Here is a 19,208-nt window from a genome sequence, read left to right on the forward strand (position 1 = left end):
ATAAGAGACAGGGCCTGTCACTGGGGCGCGCTGGATGAGGGGGGAGAGACGTGGGCCTTCCTGGGGTCCGCCCTGGATGCACTCGACACGGCGCAAGCTCGCCTGCTTCCTCATTTCCTGGACCGAGGGGGCGTGTTCTTCAGCGAGCTGCCTCCCGGCGTCCGGGCGAGCACCACGACGTTTCCCCGGCGCAACCGGCTCATCTCCGGGGCATCCGACGCAGTCTTGGTGCTGAGGGCGGGGAAGGATTCGGGGAGCCTGTACACGGCGGAGGCGGGGCGGGCGCAGGGGCGGCCGGTGTTCGCGATGCCCGGTGACGTACGCCAGGAGGAGGCGGCCGGCTGCAACGCATTGCTGCGGGACGGGGAGGCGGCGGTTTGCCTGGGCCCGGATGATGTGTGGAGGGTGCTGAAAGTCGACCCTCTGGCGGCGGTTCCTCCTGGGACGATGGGCTCATGGGAGGACCTCTCCGCGGAAGCGAAGGGGGCCTTCGCGATGTTGGACCGGGTTCCCCGGAGCTTCGACGAGGTGCTGGTCGGCAGCACCTTCTCACCGGCGGCGCTCGCCAGCGCGCTGGTGGAGTTGGAATTGACGGGACTGGTCATCCAGCACCCCGGAAGGCTGTACGAGAGAATCTAGGTAGGAGAGTCATGGCCACGCGGACGAAGAAGAAGGTGGAAGAGACTGAGGCGGCCGAGGAGAAGGCGCCCGCCAAGAAGGCCGCCGCCAAGAAGGCCGCCAAGAAGAAGCCTGCGGCCAAGAAGAAGACCGCCGCCAAGAAGACGGCGGCTCGCCGCCGCACCAAGAAGGGCGACGAGGACGAACTCCCCACCGTGGAAGCAGACGCGGAGGAGGAGGCCACGCCCCGTGGCAAGGGCCCGCACTACCTGGTCGTCGTGGAGTCTCCCGCCAAGGCGAAGACCATCAAGAAGTACCTGGGCTCCGGCTACACGGTGAAGGCCTCCGTGGGCCACGTGAAGGACTTGCCCAAGAGCAAGATGGGCGTCGACGTGGAGCACGACTTCCAGCCCGAGTACACGGTCATCAAGGGCAAGGAGAAGGTCCTCAACGAGCTCAAGAAGATGGCGAAGTCGGCCGACCGCGTCTTCCTGGCCACGGACCCCGACCGCGAGGGCGAGGCCATTGCGTGGCACATCAAGGAGGAGCTGGCGCATCCCGACGCGCTCCGGGTGACCTTCAACGAAATCACCAAGAAGGCCATCCAGGAAGCCATCGCGCAGCCGCGCCAGCTCAACCAGGACAACTACGACTCGCAGCAGACGCGCCGCATCCTCGACCGGCTGGTGGGGTATCAAATCTCCCCGCTGCTCTGGAAGAAGGTGCGCCGGGGCCTGTCCGCCGGCCGCGTGCAGTCCGTGGCGGTGCGCCTCATCGTGGAGCGCGAGGACGAAATCAAGGCCTTCGTCCCCGTGGAGTACTGGACGCTGGACGCGCTGTTGGAGGGCCCCTCCGGCCCGCCGCCGTTCAAGGCCAAGCTGTCCAAGGTGGACGGCAAGAAGGTGGAGCTGAAGGACCGCGCCATCACCGAGGGCTTGGTCGCCGAGCTCCAGTCGGCCAGCTTCTCGGTGGCCAAGGTGGACCGCCGCGAGCGCCGCCGCAACGCGCCCGCGCCCTTCATCACCTCCAAGCTCCAGCAGGAGGCGGCCAACCGGCTGTCCTTCACCGCGAAGAAGACGATGACGCTGGCGCAGCGCCTCTACGAAGGTGTGCCGCTGGGTGACGAGGGCCAGACGGCGCTCATCACGTACATGCGTACGGACTCCACCCGTCTGTCCGACGACGCGGTGAAGCAGGTGCGCGAGTTCATCGACGGCAAGTACGGCAAGGACTTCCTGCCCGACGAGCCCATGGTGTACCGCACCAAGAAGAGCGCCCAGGACGCGCACGAGGCCATCCGGCCCACGTCGCTGGAGTACCCGCCGGAGCGGGTGAAGCCCTTCTTCGAAGCCATGGGCGAAGAGGACATGTACCGCCTCTACGAGCTCATCTGGAACCGCTTCGTCGCGTGTCAGATGAAGCCCGCCGTCTATGACCAGACCAGCGCGGACATCGCCGCGGGCCGGGCCACCTTCCGCGCCTCGGGCAGCACGCTGAAGTTCGCCGGTTACCTGGCGGTGTACGGCGCCGGCCTGACGCCGGAGGAAGAGGCGGAGAAGGAGAAGGCCAAGGCCGCCGGTGACGAGAACGCCGAGGGCGCCGACGCCGTGGGCGAGCTGCCGGTGCTCAACGACGGTGACGCGCTGAACCTCCAGAAGCTGCTCCACGAGCAGCACTTCACCCAGCCGCCCCCGCGCTTCAGCGAGGCCACGCTGGTGAAGGAGCTGGAAGAGCGCGGCATCGGCCGCCCGTCCACCTACGCCGCCATTCTCTCCACCATCCAGGACAAGAAGTACGTGGAGAAGCTGGAGGGCCGCTTCCGGCCCACGGACCTGGGGAACATGACCAACGAGATGCTGGTCAAGCACTTCCCCCACGAGCTGGACGTCACCTTCACGGCGACGATGGAGGAGAAGCTCGACCAGATCTCCGAGGGCGGCGCCAACTGGAAGTCCGTGCTGCACGACTTCTACGGGCCCTTCAAGGAGACGCTCGAGAAGGCCGAAGCGGAGATGCGCGACGTCAAGCGGGAGGAGATCAAGACGGACATCCCCTGCGAGAAGTGCGGCAACCTCTTCGTCATCAAGTTCGGGAAGATGGGGCACTTCCTCGCGTGCTCGAACTACCCGGACTGCAAGAACACGAAGGACTTCAAGCGGGACGCCGAGGGCAAGATCGTCATGGTGGAGGAGGAGACCACCGACGAGGTGTGCGAGAAGTGCACCAAGCCCATGGTCATCAAGCGGGGCCGCTTCGGGCGCTTCCTGGCCTGTTCCGGCTACCCGGACTGCAAGACGTCCAAGCCCATCTCCATTGGCGTGTCGTGCCCGGAGTGCAAGGAGGGCTACCTGACGGAGCGCCGCAGCGGCCGTGGAAAGATCTTCTTCGGTTGCAACCGCTACCCGGATTGCAAGTTCGCCGCCTGGGACCGGCCGCTGGCCGAGCCGTGCCCCACCTGCGCGTCCCCCTACCTGCTCCAGAAGTTCTCCAAGCGGGACGGCCCGTACGTGGCGTGCCCCAACAAGGAGTGCGACTACCGGCGCGAAATCACCGAGCAGCCCGGGGGCCCGGGTGGGTCACCCGAAGCCTCCTCGGCTGCTTGAAAGCCCAGTAGTTACATGGGCATGGCCCGCCCTCGGCTTGACAGCCTTGGCGGGCCCGCCCTAGAAGTCCAGGCTGCTCCCTCCCCGGGAACGTCGAACGGGTGCCCGCCTCCGGATGGGCGCGCCCCGGGGGGCGGGCGTCGAAAGGACTCTGGGCGCAATGATTCCCTCGGTAAGCGAGCTGCTGCTGGACGTGACCCTCGCGGCCACGGAAGGGGGCAAGCTGGGCGTCACGGACTCCGTCATCAAGTTCTTCAAGGATGGCGGACCGTTCATGTTCGTGAACCTGTTCTGGCTGGCGTGCTCGCTGGCGGTCGCGCTGGAGCGCATCGTCACCCTGGTGTTCCGCTACAACCTCAACGCGCCGCCCTTCATGGAGCAGATTGCCAAGCTGGTGCGCAGCGGCAACCTGGACCGCGCCGTGAAGGTGTGCGCCATGGCGCCCAACGCGCCGCTGGCCAAGGTGGTCCGCGCGGGCCTGGTGAACGCCAACCGCGGTGAGATTGAGGTCTCCAAGGCGGTGGAAGAAGCCATCGTCGAGCACAGCCCGAACGTGTCCAAGCGCATCCCCTGGCTGTGGTCCCTGGCGAACATCGCCACGCTGGTGGGGCTGGTGGGCACCATCTTCGGCCTCATCGGCACCTTCCAGGCGCTGGGCAACGTGCCGGCGGAGCAGAAGCAGGTGCTGCTGTCGGACGGCATCTCCAAGGCGATGAACAACACCGCCTTCGCGCTCTCCATCGCCGTCATCTGCATCATCTTCCACCTGTTCCTCACGTCGTACGCGAAGAGCATGGTGGAGGGGCTGGAGCTCAACGCGCTCAAGCTGGAGAACCTCCTGTCGCGCCGCGGTTCCGTGGACCCGGCCACCACGGAGCTCGAGGCGCGCGCTTCGTAAGAGCGCAGGGGCACGCGGCCATGGCGTTCCACTACTCCCGGCGCAAGCTGAAGGTCCGTGAGGAAGAAGAGGCGGGCGAGCTGAACATCGTCCCGTACCTCGACATCCTCATGAACCTCATCATCTTCATGCTGCTGTCCATCACCGGCCTGGCGACGTTCGGCATCATCAACGTCAACGCCCCCGCCTATGGTGCGCCGACGACGGGCATGGCCCAGGAGAACCCGGACGACGCGCCGAAGCTGACGCTTTCCGTGCTCATCTCCAAGAAGGGGCACTTCGTCAGCAGCGAGAACGCCATCCTCGGGGAGGCGGGTACGCCCACCATCCCCGTGAAGGCGGACGGCGCGCACGACTTCTCCGCGCTCAACGCGAAGATGGTGGAGATCAAGTCCGCCTTCCCCAAGGAGACGAAGGTCATCGTGGGCGCGGACCCGGACGTCCCTTATGAGACGCTGACGCAGACGCTGGACGCCATCCGTGAGACGCAGGGCCGCGAGCGCCGGCTGCTGTTCCCGGACGTCACCCTGGGAGCCATCTGAGCCATGGGCGACCCGACGACATCCGCCGTGGAAGCGCCCGACGCGGAAGCCGTGGCGCGGCTGAGCTACCGCCGGGCCCTGGCGCGCAAGAAGCGCAAGGAGCGCGAGGCGGCGGGGGAGATCAAGGAGCTGAACATCACCGCGATGATGGACATGATGACCATCCTCCTGGTGTTCCTGCTCAAGTCCTTCGCCTCGTCGTCCGCGGCGGTGACGGCGTCCGAGGACGTGCGTCCGCCCGTGTCCTCCACGCGCGCCACGCCCAAGGACACCGTGGCCGTCACCATCACGCCCAGGAACGTGCTGGTGGGGGAGCGGGAGGTCCTGCGGCTGCAGAACGGTCAGTTCCCGGCCGACAAGCTCCAGGGGCGGCTGGTGCTGCCGCTGGATGCGCAGCTGAAGAAGGAAGTGGAGAAGCTGAAGTACATCGCCGCGCGCAACCCGTCGGCGCCCTTCAGCGGGGAGCTGTCCGTCATCGCGGACAAGAAGATTCCCTACGACATGCTCCTCACCGTGCTCTACACGGCGGGGCAGAACGAGCTGGAGAACTACCGCTTCGTGGTGCTCCAGAAAGAGGGCGAGTAGCACGCCCCCGGGGCGGCACCGGGAGCGCGCGCTCGCATCGCCTCAGAGAGACGGACTGGCCATGGGGCCGCCGCGCGTCTCGAGTTCGTGGATGCTGGCGTCCTCCTCGCAGCGGATGGCGAAGGGCAGGGCCTCCAGGCGTTCGATGGGAATCTCGAAGCCGCAGTCCACGCACTCGCCGAACACGCCCATCTCCATGCGGCGCAGCGCCGCGTCGATGAGCATGATTTCGCGCCGCTGCGACTCCATCAGACTGGAGAGGGTGTAGTCGGCCAGCTCGGACTGGGCGTTTTCTTCGTATTCGGGGTCCCGCTCCTGGTTCTTCAGGGCGGTGAGCTCGCGGTGCGCCCCCTCGTTGGCGCTGAGGATCTCCCGGCGGCGGCGTTGCAGGAGTTCGCGGATCCGGTTCAGGTCCAGGGTTCGGCGGGTCGCCATGGCTTCGGTCCTCCCAGTCTACGAGTTCAGTGGCGCTCGCCCGGATGCAGGCCGCCCCCGAGCAGCGAACGCGAGAAACGTAGGGGTGCAACCCAGGTAGGGAAACCGCGCCTTCCAGCGGGAGGCGGAGGTGGGCCGGTGGGCAACCGGCCATGCGCGAATCCGGAGCGAGAGCGTGGGGTCGCACACGGTTGAATCGACGCTGGGCCAGGGCGTGTCAGTCCTGCTAACAGTTGCTGGACGCCGCGCGGCGCGGGCCTGGAGGAAGCGGATGGCGGATCAGAAGCAGCGGGTGACGGTGATTGGCGGCGGCCTGGCGGGGACGGAGTGCGCCTACCAGCTCTCCCGCCGTGGGGTGCCGGTGGTGCTGCGGGAGATGAAGCCCCAGAAGCGTTCTCCCGCGCACAAGTCGGACACGCTGGCGGAGCTGGTGTGCAGCAACTCGCTGCGCTCGGACAACCCGGAGAGCGCCATTGGCCTGCTGCACGCGGAGCTGCGCGCGCTGGGCTCGTTGGTGCTGAGCGCGGCGGACGCGAACCGGGTGCCCGCGGGCGACGCGCTGGCGGTGGAGCGCGAGCGCTTCTCCGCCGCGATTACGGAGTCCCTGCTGCGCCAGCCCGGCGTGGAGCTGGTGGCCGGCGAGGTGGAGCAGCTGCCCGAGGACGGCCCGGTGGTGATTGCCACGGGACCGCTCACGTCGGATGCGCTGACGCGGGAGCTGGAGCGCCACGTGGGCACCCGGCTCTACTTCTATGACTCCATCGCGCCCATCCTGTCGGCGGACTCCATCGACATGAACGTGGCGTTCCGCCAGAGCCGCTACGGCAAGGGCGGCGGGGACGACTACCTCAACCTGCCGATGACGAAGGACGAGTACTACCGCTTCATCGCCGAGGTAAAGGCGGGTCAGAAGGTGGTGCCGCACGCTTTCGAGGAACCCAAGTACTTCGAAGGGTGTCTGCCCATTGAAGTGATGGCCGAGCGTGGCGACGACACCCTGGCCTACGGGCCCATGAAGCCGGTGGGCCTGAGGGACCCGCGCACGGGCCAGGAGCCCTACGCGGTGGTGCAGCTGCGCATGGAGGACGTGGGCGGCACGTCCTGGAACATGGTGGGCTTCCAGACGCGGCTGACCTGGGGTGAACAGAAGCGCATCTTCAGCAACTTCATCCCCGGACTTCAGCAAGCGGAGTTCCTCCGGATGGGGCAGATCCACCGGAACACCTTCATCGACTCGCCCCGGCTGCTGGCGAAGGACTTGTCGCTGAAGACGGAGCCCCGGCTCTACTTCGCGGGGCAGATCTCCGGCGTGGAGGGCTACGTGGAGAGCGCGGCATGTGGATACCTGGTGGCGTTGGCGCTGCACGCACGGCTGACGGGGACGGAGTTCGTTCCGCCGCCGGCCACCACGGCGATGGGTGCGCTGCTGCGGCACGTGACGGGCGAAGCGCACCCGCCGGACTACCCGCACCAGCCCTCCAACATCAGCTTCGGCATCTTTTCGCCGGTGACCGGGCGGATGAAGAAGGCGGAGAAGCGCGCGGCGTATTCGGCGCGAGCGAAGCAGGACCTGGCGGCATGGCTGCCGCATGCGGGCGTCCCGGCGGCGGGCGCCCCCGAGCACGTGGATCAGAGGAGCGCATGATGCGGATGCGGCAGGGGCGGCTGTGGACCGCGGGCCTGATGGCCTCGCTGGTGATGGCGGGCACGGGCTGCAAGCAGGGCGAAAATGGCGGCTCGGAGGCCCCGGGCGTGCGGCGCGCCAAGGCCGCCGCGGCGGCGGAGAAGCCACCTCCGCCCGGTGCCCCCGGCGCGGGGCAGGGCACGCTCCTGGCCTCGGGCCGGGTGACGGACCTGCGCGTGACGGCGGATGGCCGCTTCGCCACGTACCTGGTCAACGGGAAGAAGCCCGCGCTGGACGGCATTCCGCCGCAGATGGTGCTGGGCGAACTGTACGTGGTGCCCGTGGAGGGCGGCGAGCCGCGCAAGCTGGGCGAGGGCGTGACGAACGTCCCCGGCGGACAGTTGGTGGCGCCGGGCTCGAAGCACGTCCTCTTCCTCACCGGCTACAACCCGGCGACGCAGTCGGGCGCGCTGAACGTGGCGTCACTGGATGACGCGAAGGCGGAGCCCGTCATGCTGGGCACGGCGGTCAGCTACATGCTGCCCAGCCCGGATGGGACGAAGCTGGCCTACGTGGATGGGGGCAAGCTGAAGCTGGGCACGCTTCCGTCAGGGCCCTTCACGGACGTGGCGGCGGAGGTCAGCACCGCCCAGTTCACGCCGGACGGCAAGACGCTGCTCTTCAAGCGCCGGCTGTCCGCGGCGGGGGGCATGGCGGCCATCTCCGTGGAGAAGCCAGACGCGCCGCCCGTGAAGGTGGGGGACCAGGTGGGGGACTACGAAGTCTCCCCGGATGGCCAGCGCGTGGCCTTCCAGGTGCGCAGCGAGTCGGTGCGAGGGTTGTATGACTTGTACCTGGCGGAGCTGCCCGAACTGAAGGCGAAGCGGCTGGCGGTGGCCTCGGGTGTGTTTGCCTTTTCGCCCGATGGCAAGTGGCTGGCGCGCACGGAGAACGGCAAGCCGAACGTGCCAGGAGACTTGTACCTGGGCCCGGCGGCGGGGGGCCCGGGGCGCAAGCTGGGCGTGCAGGTGGAGAAGCTGGCCTTCTCGCCGGACTCGCAGGCGGTGGGCTTCCTGGAGAAGTATGACTCGACTGCGAACGCGGGGCTGATGTCGGTGGCCGCGCTGCCGGACGGCACGACGAAGCAGGTGGGCGGCCGCGTGCCCAACTTCGTCTGGGGCTCGGACGGGCGCTATGTGGCGTTCCTCTCGCGCATTCTCAAGCCCGCGTACTCGGTGGACCTGATGCTGTACACCCTGGGGGAGGATCGGGCGGCGAAGGTGCAGCAGGGCGTCTTTGGCTATGGCTTCACGCCGGGCAACGGGCAGGTGGTGTTCCGCTCCAACTGCATCCGCAATGGACGCTCGTGTGACTTCATGGCCATGGACCTGCCCCGGCAGGCGGACCCCCGCACGTGGCTGCAGGGCATCTTCAGCTACAAGCTGTCCGAGGATGGCCAGCGGGTGCTCGTCACGTATGCCCGCATGGACTCGGACACCTACGATGTGGCGGTGTACGACGTGAAGACCCAGGCGCGGAAGACGCTGGACCAGGGCGTCCAGGTGCCGGTGTCCTTCGGGGGCAAGAATGACTCGCTGGCCGTGTACGCGATAACGCAGGGCCCGAAGGCCGGCATCTACAGCGTCCCCGCGACGCTGTAGCTTTTGATTGTTGAGGATCGTGCGATTCGTCGGGCGGTGTGCTTACTTCCTCCGCCTGTATGGCTTCGCTCATCTATCGCCGCTACGGCGGCTCGCTCCAGGTCGACATTCCCTCCTTCGATGTGCTGGTGGAGGCGATCCGCATCCCCGAAACGCAGTGGATTGCCACGGCGTGCCCGTTGGAGGGCTTGAGCTGTGACCCTCGCCTGCTGACGTTGATGGACTCGGACGGCAACGGCCGCATCCGCGTGGCGGAGGTGCGCACGGCGGTGGACTGGGCCGCCAAGCAGCTCAAGGACCGGCGCGGCGCGGATGCTTCCAGTGACGTGCTGGAGTTGAACGCGCTCAGCGAGGAGGCGCGGCCCCTGCGCGGCGCGGCGGAGATGATTCTCCGGACGCTGAAGGCGACGGACACCGGGCGCATCTCCCTGGCGCAGGTTCGCGAGAGCGAGAAGGCCCTGCGCGAGGCCGGGCAGAACGGCGATGGCATCATCGCGCCCGAGCACCTGCCCGAGCACCTGCGGCCCCTGGCCCAGGAGCTGATGGCCAGCTTTCCCGCGCTGACGAACCGGGCAGGCAAGGCGGGCGTGGACGCGGCGCTGGTGGCTCGCTTCCGCGAGGAGCGCGCGAAGCTGCGGGAGCACCGGGAGAAGCAGGGCGCGGCGTTCGTCTGGGGCGACATCAGCCTAGACACGGCGAAGCGCGTGCGCGACGTGGCGCCGCTGCTGGATGCGTACTTCGTGCAGTGCCGGCTGGTGGCCGCGCAGCCCGAAGCGGCGGCGAGCCTGCGCCTGCGCGCGGAGCGGGTGGAGGGCGCGCTGGGTGACGTGGCGGCGCTGGGGAAGGCGGCGGGGGACCTGCCCATCGCGCCGCCGGATGCGTCGGGTGTGCTGGAGTGGTCCCGTCTCCTGCGCGGGCCCGCGTACGAGGTGCTGGAGGCGTTCCACACGGACGTCGCCACACCGATGACGGGGGATTCGCAGCGACTGTCGGACTCGGCGTGGCGGGGGCTGGCGGCGAAGGCGGATGGCGTGCTGGCGTGGCAGGCGCAGCTCGAGGCGAACCCGGTGCGCAAGCTGGTGGACACGCTGCCGTCGGTTTCGGACGCGGACCTGGATGCCCTGGAAGCCGCGAGCGCGGCGGACCTCGCGCTCAAGCCCACGCTGGATGCCGTCAACGAGCTGGAGCGGTTGGTGCTCTACCAGCGCTGGCTGCTGCTGTTCGCGAACAACTTCATCAGCATGCCCAACCTCTACATGCCCAAGCGGTTGGCGCTGGTGGAGAAGGGGACGCTCATCCTGGGCGGGCGCAAGTACACGCTGTCGGTGCTGGTGACGAACCGGGCCGCGCACTCCGCGCTCACCTCGCTGGGGACCACCTGCATCCTCTACGTCCAGGTGGCGCCGAAGGACGGGACGCCCGGGTATGAAGTCGCGGTGCCGGTGACGAGCGGCCGGAGCACGGAGCTCGCGGTGGGCAAGCGGGGCGTCTTCTACGACGTGGACGGCGTGGAGAGCGACGCCATCGTGACGCAGGTGGTTCGTCAGCCCGTGTCGCTGTGGGAGTCGATGACCATGCCCTTCGCGCGCATCGGCGAGTTCATCACCAGCAAGGTGGAGGGCCTGGCGTCGGCGGGCGAGAAGACGTTCGATTCGACGCTGGAGAAGAGTTACACGCACGCGACGAATGCGCCGCCGGTGGCGCCTCCTCCGGCGGCGGGCGCGGCTCCCGCTGCAGCCGCCGCAGCACCTCCAGGGGGCGGGCTCGCGGGCATCGTGGCGGCGGGCGGCCTGGCGGCTGCGGCGCTGGGCTCGTCTTTCGCGTTCATCATGACGCAGGTGAAGTCGCTGACGCTGGTGGACCTCATCTCCGCGGCGACGCTGATTGCCATTGTCGTCATGGCCCCGGCGGGGCTTCTGGGCTGGCTGAAGCTGCGCCGGCGCAACCTGGCGCTGCTGTTGGAAGGCTCGGGCTGGGCGCTGAATGACCGGCTGATGCTGACGCCGGAGCTGTCCTCGCTGGTGACGCGCCGTCCGAAGCTGCCCTCGAACGCCCGGGTGGACCGCCTGGACATGGTGCGCTCGGCGCTGGTCCGGCAGCAGGAGGACGACGAGGCGGAGGGCGCGTCCGGGTGGACGAAGCTGGCCATCACGCTGGCGGTGATTTTCGTGTTGCTCTGGCAGGTCCGGATTCCGCTGCTGACCTGGTTCTGCCACGCGGGCTGGTTGTCCCAGGACACCTGCCTGGCGGTGTTGCCGTCCCAGGCGGAGCCGGCTGCGGCTGCTGCGGCGGCGGCAGCGCCTGCCGCGGCTCCGGCCAAGGCACCGTAGGCTCACCGCGAATCTTGCCAGGATTTCTCCGGCCCGTAGGCTCGTCCTCGATGACGAGCCTGTCGCCGCTGCTGGAGAAGTTCCGCGCCCACCTGGAGGACGAGAAGGGTTCGTCCCCGCACACGGTGCGCAACTACCTCATCGACCTGGTGGACTTCGAGCGCTACCTGGTGGAGCGAATGAAGCTGTCGCTCCTGTCGGGGACGCACGCGGCGATTCGTGGCTACCTGGGCACGTTGAGCACGGACCACGCCCCGGCGAGCCGGGCGCGGCGGCTGGCGAGCATCAAGTCGTTCTACAAGTACCTCGTTCGGCAGAAGCTGTTGCCCGCGAGCCCCGCGAAGCTGGTGAAGAGTCCGAAGCTGCCGAAGGCGCTGCCCAAGGTGCTGCCGGTGGAGGAGGTCTTCGCCATCCTGGACATGCCTGATGTGAAGACGGTGCTCGGGCTGCGGGACAGGGCGATTCTGGAGCTGCTCTACGGCGGCGGCCTGCGTATCAGTGAGTTGTGCGGGTTGGACCTGCTGGACATCGACCGCAGCGGGCGAATCGTCCGGGTGATGGGCAAGGGGAGCAAGGAGCGGCTCGTGCCCGTGAACGCGCAGTCCATCCGGGCGTTGGAGGCGTACCTCGCGAGGCGGGGAGAGCTGCTGGCCACGATTCGGAAGGATCAGGCGCCAGAGGCGATGTTCCTCAACTTCCGGGGAGGACGCCTGACGCCGAGGAGCATCGCGCGGCACCTCGATACATACGTGCTGAAGTGCGCGCTGACGCGGAAGGTGAGCCCGCATGCCATGCGTCACTCCTTCGCCACGCACCTGCTGGGCGGGGGCGCGGACATCCGCAGCATCCAGGAGCTGCTGGGCCACTCAAGCTTGTCCACCACGCAGCGGTATACCCAGGTGACGTGGGAGCAGCTCCAGCAGGTCTACGACTCCGCGCATCCGCGGGCGTGAGTGCTCGGCGACCAGACGACGTCGCGTGATGGGGACACTATTTGCCATCGCGAACGGGCTGGCCTGGTTCCTTCTTGCACTGGGCTTGTTGGCAGACGGGTTCACCGTGTTCCTGTTGGTGAGGACAGCACGCAGAAAGCGGATGGCTTCGGGCGTTCCCGTGGTTGCATTGCTGTTCTACGCCCCGTTCTGCGCCATTCGCTCGGCGTTGTCCCTGTCCTGTTTTGCCCCAGTCCTCGCGGCGCTCTGCCTCGTCCATCTGGGCGTGCAGTGGGGCTTGCCGGTGCTATTGGCGCGCCAGCGGTCGTGACGTCGAGCCTGGGGCGTTGGGGTAGCGAATCCCCACGTGGGGTGTCATAGCTGCTCGATGTGACCCCTCCCGCGCTCATCACCCTTGGCGTCCTCGCCGTCTCGCTGGTGCTCTTCGTGAGCGACCGGGTGCGGCTGGACATTGTGGCGTTGCTCGCGCTGCTGTCGCTCCTCCTCTTCGACATCGTTCCTGTGGATGATGCGCTCGCGGGTTTCAGCAACCCGGTGGTCATCATGCTGGTGGGACTCTTCGTGATTGGCGGCGCCATCACGGAGACAGGACTGGCGGGGTGGCTGGGACAGCGGCTGGGGCACCTCGCGGGGGAAGGGGAGGGGCGCACCATCGCCGTGGTGATGCTGGCCACCGCCGCGCTGTCTGCCTTCATGAGCTCCACGGGGACCGTGGCCATCCTGATGCCAGTGGTGGGAACGCTCGCCCTTCGCCGCGGAATCGCGCCTGCCCGCATCTACCTGCCCTTCGCGTTCGCCGCCCACCTGGGCAGCATGCTGACGCTCATCAGCACCCCGCCCAACCTCATCGTGAGTGGGGCACTCCGGGACGCGGGCCATGAGCCGTTCCGCTTCTTCACCTTCTTCCCCATCGGCGTGGTGATGCTCGCCGCGGGCATGCTGTTCCTCATCTTCGCCGGCAAATACCTGCTGCCCTCGGCGGCGCAGGGGCAGGTCGCGGCGCAGGCTGTCCTGTCGCCCGAGGACTTCGCCACTGAGTACGGCCTGGGAACGTTGCTTCATGCCCTCCGCGTTCCTCGTGGCTCGAAGCTCGTGGGCCGGACGCTCGGCGAGGCCAACCTGCGCTCCGCGCACGCAGTGAACGTGGTGGGCATCTCATTGATGGGCGCCGCGCATCCGGTGGTTCCGCACCGTCCCTTCGGCGCGGATGAGGTCCTGGTCGTCCAGGGCCATGAGGATGCCGTCGTCGCGACGGTGGAGCACTGGGGGTTGGAGCGGCTCCCGTCCTTGCAGTCGCTGTCGCTGCCACCCGAGGAGTCGCTCGCGGAGGTGGTGATTCCCCGCCGCTCGGCGCTGGCGGGCCGGACGCTCCGGCAGGCGCGCTTTCGTGACCGGTTCCGGGCCACGGTGCTCGCGATTCGCCGGGGCACGGACGCGGTGGTGGATGCCTCGTCTCCCGCCCTCAAGGACTTCACGCTGCGGCGCGGGGACACCCTGCTCGTGAAGGGCCGCAAGAAGCACCTGCGCAACCTGTCCGAGGCCCGAAAGGACCTCGTGCTGCTCGCCGAGCCCGACCCGCGCACCGACCGCCTCGCGGATCCTCGGCGGGCGGCGCTCACCGTCGTCATCACCCTGGCGATGCTGACGGTGATGGCCCTGGGCCTGCTGCCCAACGTGGTCGCGGTGCTGCTCGCGGCGGTGGCCATGGTGCTCACGGGCTGCGTGCGCTCCGCGGACGTCTACCGCACGGTCAACTGGGAGAGCGTCGTGCTCATCGCCGGAATGTTCCCGCTGGCCACCGCGCTGGAGCGGACCGGCGTGACGCAACTGGCGGTGGCGGGCCTGGAGCGGCTCTTCACCGGCGCCAGCCCCCACGCCGTCTTGGCGGTGCTCGCCATCGTGACGTCCACCCTGGGTTTGTTCATCTCCAACACGGCCACCGCCGTCCTCGTGGCCCCGGTGGCCCTCCGCATCGCGGAGTCCATGGAACTGCGGCCCGAGCCGCTGTTGATGGCGGTGGCCATTACCGCGTCGGCGGCGTTCGCCACGCCCATCGCGTCGCCCGTGAACACGCTGGTCATGAACCCTGGGGGCTACCGGTTCGCCGACTATGCCCGGGTGGGCATCCCGCTCCAGGTGCTCATCGTCGCGCTGGCGGTGCTGGTGGTGCCGTGGGTGCTTCCTTTTTGAAGTCTGCGAGCAGACAGCCAGTCACTGTTCCTTGGAAACGCCGCGCCTGGCTTGTTAAACCCCGGGTCCTATGTTCCACGGCACCACCATCCTCTGCGTGCGGCGTGACGGGAAGGTCGCCATCGCCAGCGACGGCCAGGTCTCCCTCGAAAAGACCGTGATGAAGAACACGGCGAAGAAGGTCCGCCGGCTGGGCGAAGGCCAGGTGCTCGCCGGCTTCGCTGGCAGCACCGCGGACGCCTTCACCCTCTTCGAGCGCTTCGAGGCCAAACTCAAGGAGCACCAGAAGAACATGGCCCGCGCCTGCGTGGAGCTGGGCAAGGACTGGCGCACCGACCGCTTCCTCCGCCGGCTGGAGGCGCTCCTCATCGTCGCCGACAAGGAGAAGACGTTCATCCTCTCCGGCGCGGGTGACGTGATTGAGCCCGACTACGGCATCGCCGCCGTGGGCAGTGGCGGCCCCTACGCGTTCGCCGCCGCGCGCGCCCTCATGGCGCACACGCAGATGTCTGCTCGCGACGTGGTGCACCAGTCGCTCACCATCGCGGGTGAAATCGACATCTACACCAACGCCAACATCTCCATCGAAGAGCTCTAGGAGACACACCCCGTGGCCGAATCGCGCAAGTTGTCCGCCTTCACGCCTCGCGAGGTCGTCAGCGAGCTGGACCGCTACATCGTCGGGCAGAACGCCGCCAAGCGCGCCGTCGCCATTGCCCTGCGCAACCGGTGGCGCCGCCAGCAGGTCAACGACGACTTGCGGGACGAAATCCACCCGAAGAACATCATCATGATTGGCCCCACCGGCGTGGGGAAGACGGAGATTGCCCGCCGCCTGGCGAAGCTCGCCCAGGCGCCCTTCGTCAAGGTGGAGGCCTCCAAGTTCACCGAGGTCGGCTACGTCGGCCGTGACGTCGAGTCGATGATTCGCGACCTCGTCGAGGCCGCCATCGCGCTGGTCCGCGAGGAGGAGACCGAGAAGGTCGGCCCCCGCGCCGAGGAGCTGGCCGAGGACCGCTTGATCGAGCTGATGCAGGGCGGCGGCGTGAAGTCGTCGTCCGCGACGCCGCCGTTCGGCTTCGCCCCACCACCGCCTCCACCGGTCCAGCGTGTCAGCGACACCGCGCGCGAGAAGTTCCGCGCCCAGCTCCGCGCCGGCACCCTGGATGACGTGGAGGTGGAGGTGGAGACCGCGGAGTCGTCGCCCACCTTCATGCGGGGCTTCTCCGGCCAGGGCATGGAGGAGATTGGCGTCAACCTCCAGGACCTCTTCAAGAACATGCCGGGCATGAACAAGACGCGCCGCCGTCGGGTGCGCGTGCCCGAGGCGCTTCAGCTCCTGCGCAAGGAAGAGGCCGCCAAGCTGGTGGACCCCGACCGCGTCCAGCGCGAGGCCGTGGCCCGCGCCGAGATGAACGGCATCATCTTCATCGACGAAATCGACAAGATTGCCAGCCGCGAGGGCGGCAAGGGCGGGGGCGGCCCGGACGTGTCCCGGGAGGGCGTCCAGCGGGACATCCTCCCCATCGTCGAAGGCTCCACCATCAACACCAAGTATGGCGTGGTGAAGACGGACCACATGCTCTTCATCGCCGCTGGCGCCTTCCACGTCTCCAAGCCCAGCGACCTCATCCCGGAATTGCAGGGCCGCTTCCCCATCCGCGTGGAGCTGGAGCCCCTGACGGGCGAGGACCTGGTCCGAATCCTCCGGGAGCCGAAGAATTCGCTCTTGCGACAGTACACGGCCCTGCTCAGCACGGAAGGTGTGCGTCTGTCCTTCACCGACGACGCGGTGACGGAGCTGGCGCGCATCGCCCAGCAGGCCAACGAGAGCACGGCGAACATCGGCGCTCGGCGGCTGCACACCATCCTGGAGCGACTGCTGGACGAGGTGTCCTTCTCCGCCAGTGAGATGGGACCCCGGGATTTCCAGGTGGACGCCGCCTACGTGCGCGAGCGCCTGGCCGCCATCGTCCAGGACGAGGACCTGTCGCGCTACATCCTGTAGCGCGCTATATGCGGAGGGGCACCGTACCGCACGAAGGATGACTGCCTTGTCGCAATCCGAGCCGTCCCTCTCCGCATCGTCCGACTCCTCCACCGACGCCCTGGTCCAGAAGGCGAAGCGCCACCTGCTGCAGAACTACAAGCAGCCGCCCTTCGTCCTGGCTCGGGGCCAGGGGGCTCGTGTCTGGGACACGGATGGCCGCGAGTACCTGGACCTGATTGGTGGCATCGCCACGTGCGCGCTGGGACATTGCCACCCGGACGTCGTCGCCGCCGCGAAGGCGCAGTTGGATTCACTGTGGCACGTCTCCAACGCCTTCTATTCGCAGCCCCAGATTGACCTGGCCGCGCAGCTCACCGAGTGGTCCGGCCTGTCACGCGCGTTCTTCTGCAACTCGGGCGCTGAGGCGAACGAGGCGCTGCTCAAGCTGACGCGCAAGGTGATGAAGGACCGCGGCACGCCGGAGCGCTTCGAGGTCATCTCCTTCGACAGCAGCTTTCACGGCCGCACCCTGGCCACCGTCACCGCCACCGGCCAGGCGAAGTACCAGAAGGGCTTCGAGCCGCTGCCCGCCGGCTTCACCCACGTGCCCTACGGCGACCTCGAAGCGGTGCGCAAGGCCGTGGGCCCGGCGACCGCCGCCATCCTCGTGGAGCCCATCCAAGGGGAGGGCGGGGTGCGGATGGCGCCCCTGGGGTTCCTCGCCGGTCTGCGCGCGCTGTGTGACGAGCACGGGCTGCTGCTGCTGGTGGACGAGGTCCAGACGGGCATGGGCCGCACCGGCAAGCCGTTCGGCTTCATGCACGAGGGCATCGTCCCGGACGGCATCAGCGTGGCGAAGGCGCTGGGCAACGGCCTGCCGATTGGCGCCATGCTCTGCAAGGAAGAGCTGGGCGCCAGCCTCACGCCGGGCACGCACGGCTCCACCTTTGGTGGCAACCCGGTGGCCGCGGCCGCCGCCAATGCCGTGGTGCGCATCCTCCGCCGTCCCGGCTTCCTGGATGAGGTCCAGGAGAAGGGCGCCTATCTGCTCGCCCGGGCGCGTGAGCTCCAGGGCCGGCTGCCCGCGGGCCGCATCCAGGCCGTGCGCGGCCAGGGGCTGCTGGTGGGCGTGGAGTTGGATCGCGAGGTGGCGCCCGTCATCGCCCAACTGCGCGGAGAGGGGCTGCTGGTGAACGCCGCCGGCGAACGCACGCTGCGCTTCGCGCCGCCCTTCATCGTCACCGTGCGTGAGTTGGATGAAGGCCTGTCCATTCTCGAGCGCGTGCTCGCCGCCAACTGACCGGCGTGGCCGCGGTCCACCGCATGGGGAAGGGGTCACGGGCGTTTGACGCCCTGCGTCCGGAACCCTAGTCTGGAAACTCCGGAAGGCTTTCCTCGGACTGTCACTGTGAGTGCGCCAAACACGATCATCGGGCTGGGGGCCCTGACGGATCACATCGCCACGGTGCCCCAACTGGATGCAGCGCGTCTCCAGCTCACCGCGGAAGAGGGCTCGGTGCTCCAGCTCGTGGGGCGCGTGGAGCGCATCGACCAGGTGCTGGCGCGCTCCAAGCTGGGCGAGCCGCGCACCATCGCCGTGCTGCTGGCGCTGCGGGCCAAGGGCGCCATCGTCCCCGCCCGGGTGGTGCCTCGGGGCGCGCCCGCGCCCGTGGTGGACGCGGCCATGGCCGAGGAGGTGGACCTCGAGCCGGAGCGGAAGAAGGAGATCATCGAACTGGAGCGCTCGCTCGACGCGATGGACCACTTCGCCGTGTTGGGGCTGAAGCCCGGGGCTCCCGCGTCGGAGGTGAAGCAGGCGTATTACAACGCCTCGCGCCGCTTCCATCCGGACCGCTACTTCGGGAAGAACCTGGGCAGCTTCCGTGCCCGCATGGAGCGCATCTTCCGGCGCCTCACGGACGCGCACAACGTGCTCATGCAGCCCGACAAGCGCGAGGCCTACCTGCGCGCGAATCCGGCACTGGCTCAGGCCGAACGCGCCGCCGCGCCGCCGCCACCCTCCGCGCCGCCTCCGTCCGCGCCTGCGCAGCAACTGCTGACGCCAGAGCCGCCGCCGGTGCACCGGGTTTCATCGCCACCCCCGGCGCCCCGTCCGCCCGTGGCGTCCAGCGGGCCTTCATCCATTCCGCCGCCGTCGCGTCCGCTGGCGCCACCGCCGGATGATGGCGCGTCCGAAGCACGCCGGGCGGAGCGGCAGGCCCGGTTGGCCCGGCATCCCTACCTGGCCCGCACGGGCCGGCTGGCCGAACTGATTGCCCGGGGCAAGGCCGCCATCGCCAGTGGCGACTGGGAGCGGGCCTATCACGACTTCCATCAGGTCCAGACGATGGACCCGAAGAACCGCGAAGTCGCTCTTCTCCTGGTCAAGGCGCGCCGGGGGCATGACTCGCAGCGGGCGACCATCGAGGTCGCTCGAGGGCGGGAGATGGAGCGGCATGGCGACACGCATGGGGCCATGTCGGCCTACCGGCTCGCCTGCTCGCTGGACGACCAGAACGCCGAGGCCGCCTGGCGCTGCGCCCGCCTGGGGAACCTGTTGGGGCAGGATGCAGCCGAAGGCCGAGGGCTGGCGCAGCGCGCCGTGGAGCTGGAACCCGACAAGGTCGAGCACCAACTGACGCTGGGAAAGGTGCTGTTGGACAGCGGATCGAAGAAACTCGCGAAGCGAGCCTTCGAGGATGCGGCGAAGCTGGCCCCAGACAACGCGGAAGCGAAGGCCGCGCTCAAGAAGCTGCGCTGGACGTTCTAGGAGTAAGTA

Annotated in this window: 16 protein-coding genes; 15 read left to right on the plus strand and 1 reads right to left on the minus strand. The window is 68.3% G+C overall.

Annotated elements, in window-relative coordinates:
- From FL344_RS18655 to FL344_RS18675, 5 genes are all read left to right on the plus strand, one after another.
- On the plus strand, nucleotides 1-639 hold a 639-nt coding region (locus tag FL344_RS18655), incomplete at its 5' end, for a DNA-processing protein DprA (RefSeq protein WP_194863157.1).
- Nucleotides 640-650: 11 nt separating this feature from the next.
- Nucleotides 651-3,221 carry a type I DNA topoisomerase gene (gene topA / locus FL344_RS18660; protein ID WP_141619477.1) on the plus strand — a complete coding sequence of 857 codons (2,571 nt, stop codon included), beginning with the start codon at nucleotides 651-653 and terminating at the stop codon, nucleotides 3,219-3,221.
- A 160-nt stretch (nucleotides 3,222-3,381) separates the two neighbouring features.
- On the plus strand, nucleotides 3,382-4,119 hold the full coding sequence (locus FL344_RS18665; protein WP_026114210.1) for a MotA/TolQ/ExbB proton channel family protein: 738 nt from the start codon (nucleotides 3,382-3,384) through the stop codon (nucleotides 4,117-4,119).
- 20 nt (nucleotides 4,120-4,139) lie between these two features.
- A complete protein-coding gene (locus tag FL344_RS18670) occupies nucleotides 4,140-4,661 on the plus strand; it encodes a biopolymer transporter ExbD (protein WP_011553060.1) in 522 nt (173 codons plus the stop codon).
- A gap of 3 nt (nucleotides 4,662-4,664) precedes the next feature.
- Nucleotides 4,665-5,246 (plus strand): biopolymer transporter ExbD, encoded by a 582-nt coding sequence (locus FL344_RS18675; RefSeq protein ID WP_141619478.1) that lies wholly within the window; start codon nucleotides 4,665-4,667, stop codon nucleotides 5,244-5,246.
- A gap of 42 nt (nucleotides 5,247-5,288) precedes the next feature.
- Here FL344_RS18675 and FL344_RS18680 read toward each other — a convergent pair whose 3' ends face one another.
- Complete coding sequence (locus FL344_RS18680; RefSeq protein ID WP_090492898.1) at nucleotides 5,289-5,681, minus strand: TraR/DksA family transcriptional regulator; 393 nt, start codon at nucleotides 5,679-5,681, stop codon at nucleotides 5,289-5,291.
- Nucleotides 5,682-5,952: 271 nt separating this feature from the next.
- Between FL344_RS18680 and trmFO the strand changes: the two genes are divergently transcribed.
- The 10 genes from trmFO to FL344_RS18730 all read left to right on the plus strand — a co-directional run bounded on the left by trmFO (nucleotide 5,953) and on the right by FL344_RS18730 (nucleotide 19,199).
- Complete coding sequence (gene trmFO, locus FL344_RS18685) at nucleotides 5,953-7,326, plus strand: methylenetetrahydrofolate--tRNA-(uracil(54)-C(5))-methyltransferase (FADH(2)-oxidizing) TrmFO (protein ID WP_141592099.1); 1,374 nt, start codon at nucleotides 5,953-5,955, stop codon at nucleotides 7,324-7,326.
- Nucleotides 7,323-8,966, plus strand: a complete 1,644-nt coding sequence (locus FL344_RS18690; protein WP_141619479.1) for a PD40 domain-containing protein — start codon at nucleotides 7,323-7,325, stop codon at nucleotides 8,964-8,966. Before trmFO ends, FL344_RS18690 begins: the two co-directional genes overlap by 4 nt.
- Nucleotides 8,967-9,025: 59 nt before the next feature.
- On the plus strand, nucleotides 9,026-11,296 hold the full coding sequence (locus tag FL344_RS18695; RefSeq protein ID WP_194863158.1) for a kinesin: 2,271 nt from the start codon (nucleotides 9,026-9,028) through the stop codon (nucleotides 11,294-11,296).
- 50 nt (nucleotides 11,297-11,346) lie between these two features.
- Entirely contained in the window at nucleotides 11,347-12,249 is a 903-nt protein-coding gene (locus tag FL344_RS18700) for a tyrosine recombinase XerC (RefSeq protein ID WP_141619481.1), read from the plus strand.
- Between the two features lie 28 nt (nucleotides 12,250-12,277).
- Nucleotides 12,278-12,559, plus strand: coding sequence for a hypothetical protein (locus tag FL344_RS18705; RefSeq protein ID WP_141619482.1), 282 nt, complete (start codon nucleotides 12,278-12,280; stop codon nucleotides 12,557-12,559).
- A gap of 59 nt (nucleotides 12,560-12,618) precedes the next feature.
- Nucleotides 12,619-14,439: an SLC13 family permease gene (locus FL344_RS18710; RefSeq protein WP_141619483.1), complete on the plus strand. Its 1,821-nt coding sequence runs from the start codon at nucleotides 12,619-12,621 to the stop codon at nucleotides 14,437-14,439.
- A gap of 70 nt (nucleotides 14,440-14,509) precedes the next feature.
- On the plus strand, nucleotides 14,510-15,037 hold the full coding sequence (hslV, locus tag FL344_RS18715; protein WP_011553068.1) for an ATP-dependent protease subunit HslV: 528 nt from the start codon (nucleotides 14,510-14,512) through the stop codon (nucleotides 15,035-15,037).
- 12 nt (nucleotides 15,038-15,049) lie between these two features.
- Nucleotides 15,050-16,447: an ATP-dependent protease ATPase subunit HslU gene (hslU, locus tag FL344_RS18720; RefSeq protein WP_141592093.1), complete on the plus strand. Its 1,398-nt coding sequence runs from the start codon at nucleotides 15,050-15,052 to the stop codon at nucleotides 16,445-16,447.
- Nucleotides 16,448-16,484: 37 nt separating this feature from the next.
- A complete protein-coding gene (locus FL344_RS18725; protein ID WP_141592092.1) occupies nucleotides 16,485-17,729 on the plus strand; it encodes an aspartate aminotransferase family protein in 1,245 nt (414 codons plus the stop codon).
- 108 nt (nucleotides 17,730-17,837) lie between these two features.
- Nucleotides 17,838-19,199, plus strand: coding sequence for a J domain-containing protein (locus tag FL344_RS18730; RefSeq protein ID WP_141592091.1), 1,362 nt, complete (start codon nucleotides 17,838-17,840; stop codon nucleotides 19,197-19,199).
- Nucleotides 19,200-19,208: the final 9 nt, after the last annotated feature.

Source organism: Myxococcus sp. AB036A (genome assembly GCF_006547355.1).
In the GTDB taxonomy this organism is placed as follows: domain Bacteria; phylum Myxococcota; class Myxococcia; order Myxococcales; family Myxococcaceae; genus Myxococcus; species Myxococcus virescens.